General features: G+C 41.6%; 10 protein-coding genes. 6 read left to right on the top strand and 4 right to left on the bottom strand.

The genetic code is table 11. The features are described from left to right. The first annotated feature begins 427 nt into the window (after window positions 1-427). Window positions 428-2,560: a YjbH domain-containing protein gene (locus LPA49_RS21840; RefSeq protein WP_230237760.1), complete on the top strand. Its 2,133-nt coding sequence runs from the start codon at window positions 428-430 to the stop codon at window positions 2,558-2,560. Window positions 2,561-2,587: 27 nt separating this feature from the next. Here the strand turns inward: LPA49_RS21840 and LPA49_RS21845 are convergent, their stop codons facing one another. The 4 genes from LPA49_RS21845 to LPA49_RS21860 form a co-directional block, all read right to left on the bottom strand. After that, complete coding sequence (locus LPA49_RS21845; RefSeq protein ID WP_118844672.1) at window positions 2,588-2,956, bottom strand: four helix bundle protein; 369 nt, start codon at window positions 2,954-2,956, stop codon at window positions 2,588-2,590. 186 nt (window positions 2,957-3,142) lie between these two features. Beyond that, window positions 3,143-4,519: an MBL fold metallo-hydrolase RNA specificity domain-containing protein gene (locus LPA49_RS21850; protein ID WP_230237761.1), complete on the bottom strand. Its 1,377-nt coding sequence runs from the start codon at window positions 4,517-4,519 to the stop codon at window positions 3,143-3,145. Window positions 4,520-5,344: 825 nt separating this feature from the next. Then, entirely contained in the window at window positions 5,345-6,424 is a 1,080-nt protein-coding gene (locus LPA49_RS21855) for a phosphotransferase enzyme family protein (RefSeq protein WP_075594005.1), read from the bottom strand. Window positions 6,425-6,437: 13 nt separating this feature from the next. Continuing rightward, window positions 6,438-7,352, bottom strand: a complete 915-nt coding sequence (locus tag LPA49_RS21860; protein WP_083633656.1) for an NTP transferase domain-containing protein — start codon at window positions 7,350-7,352, stop codon at window positions 6,438-6,440. Between the two features lie 825 nt (window positions 7,353-8,177). On the opposite strand from LPA49_RS21860, the gene LPA49_RS21865 reads away from it, so the two are divergent. The 5 genes from LPA49_RS21865 to LPA49_RS21885 form a co-directional block, all read left to right on the top strand. Then, on the top strand, window positions 8,178-8,651 hold the full coding sequence (locus LPA49_RS21865) for a DUF721 domain-containing protein (RefSeq protein ID WP_075593942.1): 474 nt from the start codon (window positions 8,178-8,180) through the stop codon (window positions 8,649-8,651). Between the two features lie 659 nt (window positions 8,652-9,310). After that, window positions 9,311-12,019, top strand: a complete 2,709-nt coding sequence (gene secA, locus LPA49_RS21870; RefSeq protein ID WP_036973239.1) for a preprotein translocase subunit SecA — start codon at window positions 9,311-9,313, stop codon at window positions 12,017-12,019. Between the two features lie 62 nt (window positions 12,020-12,081). Further along, the gene (gene mutT, locus LPA49_RS21875) at window positions 12,082-12,480 is read left to right on the top strand and encodes an 8-oxo-dGTP diphosphatase MutT (RefSeq protein ID WP_065979523.1); all 399 of its coding nucleotides are present in this window, start codon (window positions 12,082-12,084) and stop codon (window positions 12,478-12,480) included. Between the two features lie 971 nt (window positions 12,481-13,451). After that, window positions 13,452-15,524, top strand: a complete 2,073-nt coding sequence (locus tag LPA49_RS21880) for a M13 family metallopeptidase (protein WP_180311154.1) — start codon at window positions 13,452-13,454, stop codon at window positions 15,522-15,524. Between the two features lie 99 nt (window positions 15,525-15,623). Next, on the top strand, window positions 15,624-15,879 hold a 256-nt coding region (locus LPA49_RS21885; RefSeq protein ID WP_326847815.1), incomplete at its 3' end, for a helix-turn-helix domain-containing protein.

Below are 15,879 nucleotides of genomic sequence, written 5' to 3' on the forward strand. Positions count from 1 at the left end.
GCAACGCCTTATAGAGCTGATTTAGCTTAGTCACAGCTATAAGGTGAATAACACTGCTAGAGTAAGCCGAGTAAAGGTAAGTAGAAAACGAATGTAATGTGATGACAAGCACGCAAGGTGAAACCTGAGAGTTGCGATGGTACGTGGATACCTTAACCTCGATAAGGAGCCTTGAATACAGTGGATTAAGCCATTCAGGTCTCGGGGTAGCTCCCCACAATAAGGCCGAATATACGTGAACTTGCTATTATCAAATTACACTTTGAATTTTCTTGCCTTACAGGGGGAGTCCATATACGCAACTCGCAACTCGCAACTCGCAACTCGCAACTCGTCACTATTTAATTCGTACTATCTTCTTGTTTTTTGATTCTAATGTTATATTTACTTTAATTAAGGATTTTATAATTTTAACTCGGACTCACCTATGCCTAAATTTAATACCTTGTTTTTAAGTTGTGCTGCCGTATTAAGCTTGCCGGCTGCTGCAGACGACATTAAAGCGTATCAATCATTCTCTGGTTACACAGGTTTAATAAATACCCCTAATGCCGAAGTACAATTAAAAGGTACTGCAGATATTGGCTTTAACAATCAGTTAGATTTACGTGGTGTTAAGTATTTAGACGGCCATAACTTTATATTTTCTGCCGGGCTATTTAATGGCCTAGAAGTCAGTGGTCAAATAGCATCAAGTACGATGCACGATAATTTATATGCATATGAAAATAATAGTCAAATCCGTGATTTATCGTTTAATGCTAAGTATCAATTACCTTATATTCCAAAAAACTGGTTTAGTATTGCTGTAGGCGCTAAAGATATAGGTGGTGCAGCTAATAAATATGAAACCTATTATGTAGTGGCATCAAAAGAGTTATGGGATTTTAGATTCAGTGCAGGTGTTGGCCGCAGTGACCGCCGCACAGGTATGATGGACGGTGCCTTTGCGGGGATTGAGTGGCAACCTCTCGAGTGGTTTAGTGTATTAACCGAGTACGATGCCGAAGCAGTAAATGCAGCTGCACGTATTACAGTACCTAAAAAGTGGCTTTACGATATTGGTGAGCTTACTTTTACCAGCCGCTTTTACAGCAGTACCGATTTTTCTGAAGAAAAAGACACCTATTGGGGGGTTAACTTTAGCCTACCATTGTCTGATGAAGCTAAAAGTAATTATAAGCCTGTTGAACCAGCGCCATATGTTGCACCGGTTAGCACTAAACCAATGGCTAAAGTGAATGATCATGGTGTAGGGTTTATTCATACTGCCATGGCTCCAGAACTTGCAGAGCAACCTACGGCAGTAACGCTTGCTAATATTAATAAAGCACCTAAAGAGCTGTCTAATGCAAATTTAGGTGACCAAGTTCTGCAATTAAAAGATGCTTTATTAAATGACGGCTTTGAAAATGTGGTAGTTGGTTTTAACACCAGTACAATTTTTATTAATTTTGAGAACTCGGTATTTAACCGCAACAATGTAGACGCGATAGGTGTTGTACTTGGTCGCATTACAGAAAATGTTAGCATTGAAAACAAGCACTTTAGTGTTCAATTATCTAAGTCGGATTTACCACTAATCGCCATTCAGGGAAATATTGATAACTACCGTGCCTTTATAGAGCGTGGTATAAGCCCTGACTTAAATATTCAACATGGTCGAGCGAGTATCCCAGAGGGGGTTGTGTGGGCAGGTAAAGCACAAGCAAGCCCATACTTTAAGCCTCGTTTAACAGTAAGCCCAGTGCTTTCATCAACATATGCTACTGAGTTTGGTGTTTTTGATTATTCGGTAGGTGCACGTGCAACACTTGATATACCGCTTTGGAAAGGAGCGGGTATTAATGTGGCTGCGCAAACTATCATTGAAGAAAGTGACGACTTTGAAGACCGTAAAGTATTTGATAATTACAGCCTTGACGAAGGCATTGTAAATGCAAGTTTGTATCAAACCTTTGCGTTACCGTTTGGTTTTTATAACCAAACGCAAATAGGTTTTTATAAAGATTTTTTTGATTACAAAGCGATTATTAACGAAACAGCATGGCTCAGCCCTGAAGGTCGCCATAAAGTAAGTGCAAAATTAGGCTATTTTGATTTTGCTGATTACAGAGCGACTCGCGAGTATCAAACGCTTTCTTATCAATACAACTGGGTAGAACACGATATTACTTTACACGCCACCGGCGGTAATTATTTTTACGAAGACAGTGGCTATAAGCTAGAAAGCCGTTTTTGGTTTGGTGACAGCTACGTAGGTGTATATTATCAAGATACTGAATCGCAAAAAGTAGGTGTTGCAATTAGCATTCCGCTTACTCCACGTAAAGACATGAATGTTACGCGTTATGGTCAGTTAAAAGGCCAAGCTGCATGGCGTACTTCTGTTGGCACACGTATCGGTAATGATGTAAATACCCTGATATTTAATGAAGCTTATGCGCCTACATCATCAATCACACTCGATAACACGGTGTTTAATAAAGGCCGCTTAAATGCAAGCTACATTTACAACAACCTAGCGCGCATGAAAGAAGCGTATGAGAGTTATAAATAACGACCTTTAGAAGTTAGATATTAGAAGTTAGTGGTTAGAGCCACTAGCTTCTAGTCTTTTATCAAAGCGTTGTTTTAGGCCCGTTAGCATTGCACCTAACTCTTTTGTTTCTTTGATCCAAAGTTGTGCTTCATCTCGGTTTATATAGCCTATTTCTATACCAATATAAATTTGTGTTCTTGCTTCAGCAAGAGAAGCTCTCGCAATATCGATAAATCGACTTTTTTCTTTAAAACTTTCGCGACTAACCCCCTCTGCAATGTTGCTAGGTACAGACAAACCTGAACGCGTTAACTGGTCTCGAAAGCTAAAATCTTTAATCTTAGTTGTTGATTTATAAATATCTGCACTTAACCGTGCCGAACGTTTCCATACATCTAAGTTTTCAAAATTCATAACAAATTCCTTGTGCTATTTTAATCTAGTTTCTAACCTCTAACCTCTAACCTCTAACCTCTAACCTCTAACCTCTAACCTCTAACCTCTAACCTCTAACCTCTAACCTCTAACCTCTAACCTCTAACCTCTAACCTCTAACCTCTAACCTCTAACCTCTAACCTCTAACCTCTAACCTCTAACTTCTAACCTCTAACCACTATTTCTATTCCTATTCCTATTTCTATTCCTAAAACCTGTTCGAGTTTTTTTGCTAATGTCTGTTTTGCTTGTTCATCGCCATGAACGATTTTAATTAAACGGGGTTTTTTACGCATACCGGTTACAAACTTAATTAATCCGGTTTGATCTGCGTGGGCGCTGTAGCCGCTAATTGTGTGGATTTGTGCGTTTATGGTTACTTTTTCGTTATTTATAAATACATAACCACCGCGTGGCCCATAGGTTTGAATATCGCGCCCAAGAGTTCCTTGTCCTTGGTAGCCTACAAAAATGACATCGGTTGTTTTGTCTGGTAAAAAGCGAGCTAGATAATTCACAATTCTGCCACCGCTGCACATGCCACTTGCTGCAATAATAATGGCAGGCTGTTGTTTAGAATCTAAAAAGTTAATAAGTGCTTGGTGCTCTTGGTGAGTGTCGATGGTATGTAACTGGCTAAAATCGAGCGGATGGCGGCCTTGGTTTATTCTTTTTTTAGCTTCGTCGTCCCACAGTTCTTTAAAGTGCAGGTACTCAGTCGTGAAATTTGCCGCCATGGGGGAATCTACAATAATTTGCAGTGTATGCCACATGGAGCGTTTACTAGCGGTATGAATAATTTGTTCAAGCTCGTATAGGAGCTCTTGCGTTCGGCCAATACTAAAGGCAGGTATAAGCACCACTCCGTTGTCGCTTACAGCTCGCTCAATAACCTTTTTAAGCATTGTTACTCGCTCTTTTCTGCCTTGATGGTTCTTATCACCGTAGGTTGACTCAATAACGAGAGTATCAGCTTTATAAGGTGGCTTAGGAGTAGGTAACAGTGGTGTATAGGGGGCGCCTAAATCACCAGAAAAAACGACGCGATGTGTATTTGGTTTACTGCCAAGTTCAATTTCAATATAAGCTGAGCCTAAAATATGCCCAGCACGCTGCAAACGAAACTTTGTTTTTAGCTGTAAGTCATCGAGAACATGCCACTGATTAAAATCAATCGCAATAATTTGTCGTTTAAGCAATTTAAGGCAAGTGCGGATCATGCTTTCATCGCGGGTGACGCCTACTTTTAAAGCATCTTCAATCACCATAGGCAATAGTTTAGCACTTGCCAAAGAGGTATAAATAGGCCCTCTGAAACCTGCTGCGAGTAGGTATGGAATACGACCAACATGATCAATGTGGCAATGGGTAACAAGAAGCGCTTTTAATGTTGAAATATCAAATTCGATATTAAGATCGTGTTTGCTCTCTTCTCCCTGAAACAAACCACAATCAACAAGTAAAGAAGCCGAGTCGTTTATGAATAGCTGGTGGCATGAGCCAGTTACGCCGTTCACCGCTCCATGGTGTTTTATATGCATAATATACCTTCGGTATTAATGGGGTAGTTTTCAGCATAGAGGTTATTGGTTGTTAGAGCAACGGATGATAAGGCATAGGTAACCATAACGAGCAACGAGATAAATAAGTAACGAGTTACGAGAAGCGAGATGCGAGATGCGAGCTAAACCGTGAAGGATGTTTAATACCACTGAACAGGTTTGCTTTTTCGGCGTTAAAACGCCTCCTACGTGTGATGTGTGTCACTTGTAGGAAGGGCTTTAGCCGTGAAAGGGTTATAAGTAACGAGTTACGAGAAGCGAGATGCGAGCTTGTATAGTTAAAACGCCTCCCACGTGTGTAGTGTGTGTCACTTGTAGGAAGGGCTTTAGCCGTGAAAGGGTTGTAAGCAACGAGTTACGAAGTACGAGATGCGAGCTAATGTAGGCGTGAAATTTATTTCGCGCGAAGAGGTTGTAAGCAACGAAGTACTAAAGCGAGATGCGAGCTAAATCGAGAAGGTTGTTTAATATCGCTGTAAAGGTTTGCTTTTTCGGCGTTAAAACACCTCTCATGTGTGTGATGTGTGTCACTTGTAGGAAGGGCTTTAGCCGTGAAAGGGTTATAAGCAACGAGCTGCGAAGTACGAGATGCGAGCTAAATCGTGAAGGTTATTTAATACCGCTGAAAAGGTTCGCCTTTTCGGCGTTAAAACGCCTCCTACGTGAGAGATGTGTATCTTTTGTAGGCGTGAAATTTATTTCGCGCGAAGATGGCTAACCTCTAATTTCTAACTTCTAACTTCTAACTTCTAACTTCTAACTTCTAACTTCTAACTTCTAACCTCTATCTTTCTAACCTCCAGTTCATCCCTTATTTATCTCTAAAATCGCTTTAAGGGTATGTTCTTTGGCGAGAATATCGCGGTATAGGGCAAACTGGTTGCGGGCACGTTCAAGATTATGGTGTGCGTGCTTGGTGGCAAAGTAGTTATCACCATCGATAAAGTCGGTTAAAAAGCGCAGGCCAATCATAAAGGTCATGACTTTTGTACCAAGCCAAAAGCTTTCTTTTTCGGCGTCGGTAATAACCTCTTTTAACGGGTCTACATAACCTTTTACGATAGCGGCAAAGATCTCTTCGCGAACGCGCACGTTGTTTAAATTCGTAGAGTCTTCTTGCTCTGGTGAGCAGAATGTACGCACCATGTCACCAAAATCAAACAACCAGTAGCCTGGCATGCAGGTATCTAGGTCGATAACGGCTTTGGCATCATCTGACTGCTTACAAAAAAGCATGTTGTTTATTTTCGTGTCGTTATGGCAAGGTCTAAGTGGAATTTTACCTTCAAGCTCTTTTAGTTCATCGACTAGCGTATATTGGTTTAAGCAAAAATCAATATCGCTTTGGCAAAGCGCAACTCTGCTTGCTGGGTCATGTTCGATGACCTTTTTGAAAGCGTCAAAACGCATCGCTAAATTATGAAAATTAGGAATGACATGATGCAGCTGGTCAGCTTCAAAGTCTTGCAATGCTAAAGCGAATTGTCCAAATGCATTGGCTGCAGTTTGTGCCTGCGAAATAGTTGCAACAACATCTTCGCTGTAACTGCCGCCAATAAATTCGAGTGCACGCCATACACCGTGATCGTACTCAACCAAAAAGTCATTTTTTATTGTGGGTACATGGCGAATAATGTCTAAATCATACTCACCTTTTTGGTGTTTTTCTGTTAAATGCTGTTCAATCAAACGTGCATTTTCGACCAGTTGCTCTGGGTGTGGAAACACATCGGTATTGAGCTTTTGCACAACTAGCGCATGTTCATCCGTTTTTAAAAGCATTGTGGTGTTGATGTGGCCGTTGCCAATTGGTTTTAGACTTACATCCACTTTGTTTAGGCCAAAACATTCAGATAAATGCGCTGCAACTGGGTTAGACTTCATAGGAAATTCACTTTTAATTTGCATTTGAACAGGTGTGCTTGTTGTTAGTTCGTCCGTGATGTAATTCATAAAGCTTTTTTGAAACCTTTTCTAGCTCTGATCTGTAAGTAACACCATACCAAGCAGATTGAGCTTGGTAGACAGCCACTGATTGAAATGTGTTTTTGATTGCTTTTTGGATTTGGTCAGGCAAATAATACTCTTTTGTGACACCGTTGTCATTATCTTCTAGAAACTCAGAAAAACCACTCTCTAAATACTCAAAAATACGTGGTGTAATTCCCCAAAAGCTCATTGAGCCTAGTGCATCATTCGCTATTTCGCATTGTTCACTGTGTGGGTTATTGCCATAAAGCGTGTTGTTCTCACGTTTTATATCTAAATACTCAACCACATCGATAAGATAACCTTGCTGATCTACTTTACATACCCCTCGGTTAACGCCACCTTGCTTTGAAAGCGTGTCTTTAATTGGGTACCCAACCATTGCCCACTGCGAGTTGTGTTTAAAATGTTCTGCGATAATCTCGAATGATGAAGCACCGTAATAATCATCGGCGGTGATCACAATGGCAGGGTTATGAACAAACGGTTTTGCACATAAAAGTGCGTGGCCTGTCCCCCAAGGTTTAGTGCGCGTTGTGGCTAAAGAGCTAAATTTAGCGGGTATCGTTGTGATTTCTTGTTCTACGAGCACAATATCGAGTGATTTAGGTAAGCGAGGTAAAATGGTAGCCTCGAACTCTGCACGTATTTTTTTATTAATCACGATGACAACTTGGCTTACCCCCGCGTTTACTGCATCGGCAATACTGAGTTCCATAATGGTACAACCAAGGCCTGGGATCTCAGCAATTTGCTTATTTCCACCAAAACGGCTACCAAGCCCGCCCGCCAATACGATTAAAGTTAGAGAGTGTTGTGTCATTGCGCATTCAGAGTGAAAAAACAAAGGAAAAGTTTACCAGAAATATTTACGGCGTAGGAGGGGCTTGAACCTTGAAATTATAAGTAACGAGATAAATAAGCAGCGAGTTACGAAAAGCGAGATGCGAGCTAAATTGAGCCGGTTGTTTAATGTCACTGAACAGGTTTGCTTTTTCGGCGTTAAAACGCCTCCTACGTGTGTAGTGTGTATCACTTGTAGGAAGGGCTTTAGCCGTGAAAGGGTTATAAGCAACGAGTTACGAAGTACGAGATGCGAGCTAGTACAGCTAAACCGTGAAGGTTTTTTATGTCCCTGAAAAGGTTCGCTTTTTCTGCGTTAAAACGCCTCCCACGTGTGAGATGAGTGTCACTTGTAGGAAGGGCTTTAGCCGTGAATTTTAAAAGAGACGTTGCTGCGCAAACGCGCCATGCAAGCATAACGCCTACGGTTTAATGTAGGCGTGAAATTTATTTCGCGCGAAGGGTTTATAAGTAACGAGCATCGAAAAGCGAGATGCGAGCTAAATTGAGCTGGTTGTTTAATGTCGCTGAACAGGTTTGCTTTTTCGGCGTTAAAACGCCTCCTACGTGTGTAATATGTATCACTTGTAGGAAGGGCTTTAGCCGTGAATCTTATAAAAGATGTTGCTGCGCAAACGCGCCATGCAAGCATAACGCCTACGGTTTAATGTAGGCGTGAAATTTATTTCGCGCGAAGGTACTCTTAGCTCGTATCTCGGTTCTACATCTTGTTATTCTCGCTTTACCTTGGCGGTCGGTGGTATATTCTCTTTGGTAGGTAATAAAACCGTTTAGGTAGATAATTATGGCAAAAGATAGATACGCGCCAAAAGCGCTTGGCGATATTATGGCTGGCTTGAGTGGCCGTCTTGCGTCGTATGCTGGAAAAACGCAAGGTCTTTCGAGCCAACAAGCTATTCTTGATGAGTTTTTAGGGGAAATACTGTCTAAAAAATGCCGCGTAAGTAACTATCGTGATGGTACGTTAATGATCGAAGCTGTTTCTGCGCCTATTGCGCTGCGTTTAAATTATTTAAAAATGGATATGCTTTCGCACTTTCGTGCTGCGGGTATGGCAGAGCTCGGGCAAATTAAAATAACAGCGAATCCGCAAGCAACCCAACGTTTATCAGCCTCACCAAAACACGACAATAAACCCGTTTCTAAGCGCAAAATGAGCGAGCAAACAGCTGATTACTTAACGGCTATCGCCGCTGATGCACCGCCATCGCTGAAAGAAAAACTTGAGCGCTTGGCATTGCACGGGCGAAAGAAGTAACTTGTAGGCGTGAAATTTATTTCGCGCGAAGGTTTATAATAGAAGTTAGAAATTAGAAGTTAGATATTAGAAGTTAGAAATTAGAAGTTAGATATTAGATATTAGATATTAGAAGTTAGATATTAGAAGTTAGATATTAGAAGTTAGATATTAGAAGTTAGATCACGCAGCTTGCTTGAGATTAAAGTGGATTTATTTTGTTCTAACCACTAACCACTAACCACTAACCACTAACCACTAACCACTAACCACTAACCACTAACCACTAACCACTAACCACTAACCACTAACCACTAACCACTAACCACTAACCACTAACCAAATCGCCTTTTTTCACCCCACATCTTGATTTTATTTCGAATGTCGCCATATCTATCGGGTGGTTTAATTTTCGTGTTTTTTTGCGGGGTTAAACTAAAGTTTACGGCTGATTTTTAAATTTTCTTGCTGAAATTCCATATCTTCACGCTGAGATGGTTTGATGTTGCGCAGACTCTGGTATGATAGCGCACGAAATAAGCGGTGTTTTGAACAGCGTACAGATAAATTGTTAATTAATATGCTCTACATCATAAGCATAAGCGCATATTAATTATCAATTGTAGAAAGTGGGTTAGCTAACGAGTAGCTAACAAAGAATATATTGTAACGGTTTTATCATGATATCTAATTTATTTACCAAGATTTTTGGTAGTCGCAATGACCGCACTATTAAAAACCTAAGAAAGACGGTCGCACTGATCAATGCGCTTGAAACGCAATTAGAAGCGCTTTCTGATGAAGATCTAAAAGCAAAAACAGCAGAATTTAGAGAGCGTTACGATAACGGACAAAGCCTAGATGATATTCTACCAGAAGCATTTGCTGTGGTACGTGAAGCATCTAAGCGTGTAAATGGCATGCGTCATTTCGACGTACAGCTACTAGGTGGTATGGTATTACACCAAGGCCGTATCGCAGAAATGCGTACCGGTGAAGGTAAAACACTAACGGCAACATTGCCTGCATACCTGCGTGGTTTAACGGGTAAAGGTGTTCATGTTATTACCGTGAACGACTACCTTGCAAAGCGTGACGCAGAAACCAACCGTCCATTATTTGAATTCCTTGGCCTAACCGTAGGCTGTAATGTGCCAGGTATGATGCCACAGCAAAAGAAAGTGGCTTACAGTGCCGACATTACTTACGGTACAAATAACGAATTTGGCTTTGATTATCTTCGCGATAACATGGCATTTAGCATTGACGAGCGTGTTCAACGCCCACTTTACTACGCTGTAGTGGATGAGGTGGATTCAATCCTAATCGATGAAGCGCGTACGCCGCTTATTATCTCAGGCCCAGCTGAAGACAGCTCTGAGCTTTACATCGAAATCAACAAGATTGTGCCAGAACTTGAGCTGCAAGAAAAAGAAGACGAAGAAGGCGTTGAAGGCGACGGCGACTTTACTATCGATGAAAAGTCTAAGCAGGTTCATTTAACTGAGCGTGGCCAAATTAAGGTTGAAGAACTACTGATTGAGCGTGGCTTAATCGAAGAAGGTGATTCACTTTATTCAGCTTCAAGTATCACATTATTAAGCCATGTTTACGCAGCACTGCGTGCGCATAAGCTTTATCAAAAAGATGTTGATTACGTTGTTAAAGAAAACGAAGTAATTATCGTTGATGAGCACACAGGCCGTACAATGGAAGGCCGTCGTTGGTCAGAAGGCTTACACCAAGCTGTTGAAGCAAAAGAAGGTGTACGCATTCAAAACGAAAACCAAACATTGGCATCAATCACATTCCAAAACTACTTCCGTTTATACGACACGTTAGCGGGTATGACGGGTACAGCAGACACAGAAGCGTTTGAGTTCCAGTCTATTTATGGTTTAGACACGGTTGTAATGCCAACTAATAAACCGATGATCCGTGATGACCGTGCCGATCTTGTGTATTTAACACAAGAAGAAAAGTACGAAGCCATCCTTGCCGATATTAAAGACTGTCAAGAACGTGGTCAGCCAGTACTTGTGGGTACTATTTCTATCGAAAGTTCTGAGTACTTATCGCAATTCTTACGTAAAGAAAAAATTAAGCACAATGTACTTAATGCTAAATTCCACGCGCAAGAAGCCGACATTGTTGCTGACGCGGGCTTACCTGGCACAGTAACGATTGCCACTAACATGGCCGGTCGTGGTACCGATATCGTGTTAGGTGGTAACTGGCACAGCGAAATTGAAAAGCTAGAAAACCCAACTGATGAGCAAATCAAAACGATTAAAGAAGAGTGGCAAAAGCGCCATGATGCAGTAATCGAAGCTGGTGGTTTACACATCATTGGTACTGAGCGTCACGAGTCGCGCCGTATCGATAACCAGTTACGTGGTCGTTCTGGTCGTCAAGGTGACGCAGGTTCGAGCCGTTTCTACTTATCAATGGATGATGCGTTAATGCGTATCTTTGCGGGTGAGCGCATGACTAACATGATGCGTAAACTGGGCATGCAACGTGGCGAAGCAATTGAGCACCCTTGGGTTAACCGTGCAATCGAAAACGCACAACGTAAAGTTGAAGCGCGTAACTTCGACGTACGTAAACAACTTCTTGAGTACGATGATGTTGCAAACGACCAACGTCGCGTAGTTTACTCGCAGCGTAACGAACTACTTGAAGAAGGCGATATTTCAGAAACTATCACTGCAATCCGCAGCGATGTTCTTAATGGCATGATTGACCAATACATTGCACCGCAAAGCTTAGCGGAAATGTGGGATATTCCAGGCCTAGAAGAACGCTTAAAGCAAGATTTCTTAATTGAACTGCCAATTTCACAATGGCTAGCTGAAGACAGTAAACTTTACGAAGAAAAACTGCGTGAGCGTATCGAAGAAGCCGTTGAGCAAGCATACAAGCAAAAAGAAGAGATGGTGGGCGATTCAGTACTACGTCAATTCGAAAAAGCGATTATGCTACAAAGCCTAGACCAACACTGGAAAGATCACTTGGCTGCAATGGATCATCTTCGTCAAGGTATCCACTTACGTGGTTATGCACAGAAGAATCCGAAGCAAGAGTACAAGCGTGAATCATTCGAGCTATTCTCTGAAATGCTTGAAAACTTAAAAATCGACGTAGTGAGTATTTTAAGTAAAGTTCAAGTACGTGCAGAAGAAGATGTTGAAAAGGTAGAAGAGCAACATCGTCGTAGCGAAAATGCACCACGTGAATACCAACACGAAGAAGCTGAGCACATTGGCGGCGAAACGCCACAAGGTGCTGTAGTTAGCCACCGTGCAGAGCCTAAGGTAGGCCGTAATGAGCCGTGCCCATGTGGTTCAGGTCAAAAGTTTAAACAGTGTTGTGGTAAATTAAAGTAACCAAAACACTGGGATAAAAAGCGACGCTTGCGTCGCTTTTTTTATGATTGAGGAAATATAAAATGACTAAGAAAATAGTGCATGTCGCAGTCGGTGTAATTTATAAAGACCAACAATTATTTATTTGTAAGCGCCCAGACGATAAACACCAAGGTGGCTTATGGGAGTTCCCTGGTGGCAAGGTCGAGCAGGGCGAAAGCGTGTTTGCAGCGTTACAACGTGAGCTATTAGAAGAAGTAAACCTGACGGTTAATGGCAGTGATGAATTAATGGTTATCGAACACGATTACGGCGATAAATGTGTGCGTTTAGATGTTCATATAGTTGATAACTTTACAGGCGAAGCCCATGGCGCAGAAGGTCAGCAAGGTAAGTGGGTACCCATTAATGAGCTTGATTACTACGTGTTCCCAGCCGCCAACGTCGAAATAGTTGAAAAGATAAAGCAACGTTTTAAATAAGCAACGAGATAAATAAGCAACGAGCTGCGAAAAGCGAGATACGAGCTAAACCGTGAAGGTTGTTTGATATTGCTGAACAGGTTTGCTTTTTCGGCGTTAAAACGCCTCCCACGAGTGTGATGCGTATCACTTGTAGGAAGGGCTTTAGCCGTGAATCTTATAAAAGATGTTGCTGCGCAAACGCGCCATGTAAGCATAACGCCTACGGTTTAATGTAGGCGTGAAATTTATTTCGCGCGAAGGGGTTATAAGCAACGAGCTGCGAGAAGCGAGAGGCGAGCTAAATTGAGCCGTTTGCTTAATGTTACTGAAAAGGTTTGCTTTTTCGGCGTTAAAACGCCTCCTACGTGTGTAGTGTGTATTACTTGTAGGAAGGGCTTTAGCCGTGAAAGGGTTATAAGCAACGAGTTACGAAGTACTAGATGCGAGCTAATGTAGGCGTGAAATTTATTTCGCGCGAAGGGGTTATAAGCAACGAGCTGCGAATTACGAGGTACGAGCTAAGCCGTGAAGGTTGTTTAATATTGCTGAACAGGTTTGCTTTTTCGGCGTTAAAACACCTCCCACGAATGTAGTGTGTATTACTTGTAGGAAGGGCTTTAGCCGTGAATTTTATAAAAGATGTTGCTGCGCAAACGCGCCATGCAAGCATAACGCCTACGGTTTAATGTAGGCGTGAAATTTATTTCGCGCGAAGGTGGCAAACCTCTAACCTCTAATCTCTAACCTCTAACCTCTAACCTCTAACCTCTAACCTCTAACCTCTATTTTCTATTTTCTATTTTCTATCTTTTAACCTCTAATTTTTTGTTTCATCGTTCAAATATGCAGCTCATCCCTTTTTGATAAAAATTGTTACATATTCGATTTTATTGTTTTGCATATGAGGTTTATTATGGGGGAAGCGAAAAACTACCTGCTATTATGGTTTTTCAATAGATACTTCAAAAACAATTAAGTACAGGACTCCCATGAAAAAAGTAACACTTACCGCTGCAAGTATTGCGCTTGCACTTGGTCTTGTTGGTTGTGGTGAAAAAGAACAAGAAGTTAAAACACCTGCAACGGCAACCGTCACTGAAGCAAAAGCACCTTTAGATTCAGGTATTGAACTGGCGAACATGGACAAGTCTGTTCGTGCACAAGACGACTTTTACTATCACGTTAACGGTGAATGGCTAGAAAAAACAGAAATTCCAGGTGATAAATCAAACTACGGTTCATTCACTCAGCTTTATGATGATTCGCAAAAAGCGATGAAAGAAGTACTCGAAAAAGCCGCAGCAAATAAAAATGTTAAGCCAGGCTCTGACGAAGCTAAATTAGCTGCTTTCTATAACAGCTATATGGACGAAGCGGGACGCGAAGCTGCGGGTATCAAACCATTAACGCCAATTCTTGAAAGTGTTGACGCAGTTAAGAATAAATCAGACCTCGTTACATTAATGGCTGAGTTACGTATTAAAGGCGGAAGCTTACCATTTGGTTGGTACGTAAATAACGACGCGAAAAACTCAAGCGAAAACGCGATGTATGTTTACCAATCAGGCCTAGGTTTACCTGACCGTGATTACTACTTAAAAGATGATGAAAAATTCACCAAGATTCGCGCAGCCTATGAAGCATACATTACTGCTATCTTAAGCAAAGCGGGTGTTGCTGATGCAGAAGCTGCTGCAAAAAATATCATCGCACTTGAAACAAGTATTGCAGATGCACAGTGGAGCCGCGTTGAAAGCCGTGATGCAACCAAATCTTATAACAAGATGAGCATTGCTGATGCGAATAAATTGACGGGTGAGTTCGATTTAGCTGCGTATTTTGATGCATCGGGCGTTAAAACCGACGACGTAATCGTTCGCCAGCCTAGCTACCTTGAAAAATTCGCAGGTATCTATAGCGATACTGATTTAGCAACATGGCAGAACTACCTTAAATTCCATTTTGTGAGCAATTACGCAGGTCTTTTAAATAAAGAGCTAGTAGACCTTAACTTTGATTTTTACAGCACAACACTTCGTGGTGTGACAGAGCAATCACCTCTGTGGAAAAAAGCAGTTGATGCGTCTAACGGTGTGTTAGGCGAAATTCTAGGTAAAGTATACGTTAAAGATAACTTCCCGCCTGAAGCAAAAGCGCGTATGGAAGAGCTGGTTGATAACGTAATTAAGGGCTACGCAGTTGCGATTGAAGGTCTTGAATGGATGAGCCCTGAAACGAAACTGGCTGCGAAAGAGAAGCTTGATAAGTTCACGCCTAAAATTGGTTATCCAGACAAGTGGAAAGACTACTCATCGCTTGAAATTAAAGGTGATGACCTCGTTGGTAACTACATTCGCTACAGCGAGTGGGAATTTGCAGACATGACTGCAAAAATAGGTAAGCCGGTAGACCGCTCTGAGTGGCACATGACACCACAAACGGTTAACGCTTACTACAATCCAGTGAATAACGAAATTGTATTCCCTGCAGCTATTTTACAACCGCCGTTCTTTAACCTAGAAGCCGATGACGCAGTAAACTACGGTGCTATTGGTGCGGTAATCGGCCACGAACTGGGTCATGGTTTCGACGACCAAGGCGCAAAATATGATGGTGACGGTAACTTACGTAACTGGTGGAGCGAATCAGATCTTAAACAGTTTGAAGAGCGCACAGGTCAACTTGTTGCTCAGTACAATGAGTACAAGCCGTTTGAAGATGCAAACGTAAATGGTGAGCTGACACTTGGTGAAAACATTGGTGACTTAGGTGGCTTAACAGTTGCTTATACAGCCTATCAATTATCACTTGGTGATCAAAAAGCGCCAGTGATTGACGGCTATACCGGCGAGCAACGTTTCTTTATGGGCTGGTCACAAATCTGGCGTCGTAAATATCGTGATGAAGAGTTACGTACCCGCCTAATGACAGACCCTCATTCACCAAGCCACTACCGTGTAATCGGTATTCTTTCAAACATGCCTGAGTTCTATGAGGCATTTGACGTGAAAGAAGGCGACAAAATGTATATCAAACCAGAAGATCGTGTGAAGATCTGGTAATAAACCACGGTTTGAAAAGAAGGCTCTGAGTGTTTGCTCAGAGCCTTTTTTGTATGTATTGTCTCGTCCTGAAATGTGTTTACACATTTAGGACTTATTATGACCAAGTCAAATAATACACCGATCAAACGAACACAACGAGATTATTCATTAGGCTTTAAATTACAAGTTGTCGACGCTGTAGAAAAAGGCGATATGACTTATAAACAAGCCCAAAAAATTTATGGCATACAAGGTCGCTCAACTGTGCTTACTTGGTTGAGAAAACACGGTAAGATGGATTGGACTCAATCACCTAAGATGACTATGCCTAAATCACCTAAAGCCAAAGAAAGCCCCGCACAAAAAATCAAGC

The organism is Pseudoalteromonas sp. MB41, from assembly GCF_020966275.1.
GTDB lineage: Bacteria > Pseudomonadota > Gammaproteobacteria > Enterobacterales > Alteromonadaceae > Pseudoalteromonas > Pseudoalteromonas lipolytica.

Excerpts from the sequence above, each read along its gene's own strand:
- LPA49_RS21840 (WP_230237760.1), top strand. The coding sequence starts at position 428 with ATGCCTAAATTTAATACCTTGTTTTTAAGTTGTGCTGCCGTATTAAGC.
- LPA49_RS21845 (WP_118844672.1), bottom strand. The coding sequence starts at position 2,956 with ATGAATTTTGAAAACTTAGATGTATGGAAACGTTCGGCACGGTTAAGT.
- LPA49_RS21850 (WP_230237761.1), bottom strand. The coding sequence starts at position 4,519 with ATGCATATAAAACACCATGGAGCGGTGAACGGCGTAACTGGCTCATGC.
- LPA49_RS21855 (WP_075594005.1), bottom strand. The coding sequence starts at position 6,424 with ATGAAGTCTAACCCAGTTGCAGCGCATTTATCTGAATGTTTTGGCCTA.
- LPA49_RS21860 (WP_083633656.1), bottom strand. The coding sequence starts at position 7,352 with ATGACACAACACTCTCTAACTTTAATCGTATTGGCGGGCGGGCTTGGT.
- LPA49_RS21865 (WP_075593942.1), top strand. The coding sequence starts at position 8,178 with ATGGCAAAAGATAGATACGCGCCAAAAGCGCTTGGCGATATTATGGCT.
- secA (WP_036973239.1), top strand. The coding sequence starts at position 9,311 with ATGATATCTAATTTATTTACCAAGATTTTTGGTAGTCGCAATGACCGC.
- mutT (WP_065979523.1), top strand. The coding sequence starts at position 12,082 with ATGACTAAGAAAATAGTGCATGTCGCAGTCGGTGTAATTTATAAAGAC.
- LPA49_RS21880 (WP_180311154.1), top strand. The coding sequence starts at position 13,452 with ATGAAAAAAGTAACACTTACCGCTGCAAGTATTGCGCTTGCACTTGGT.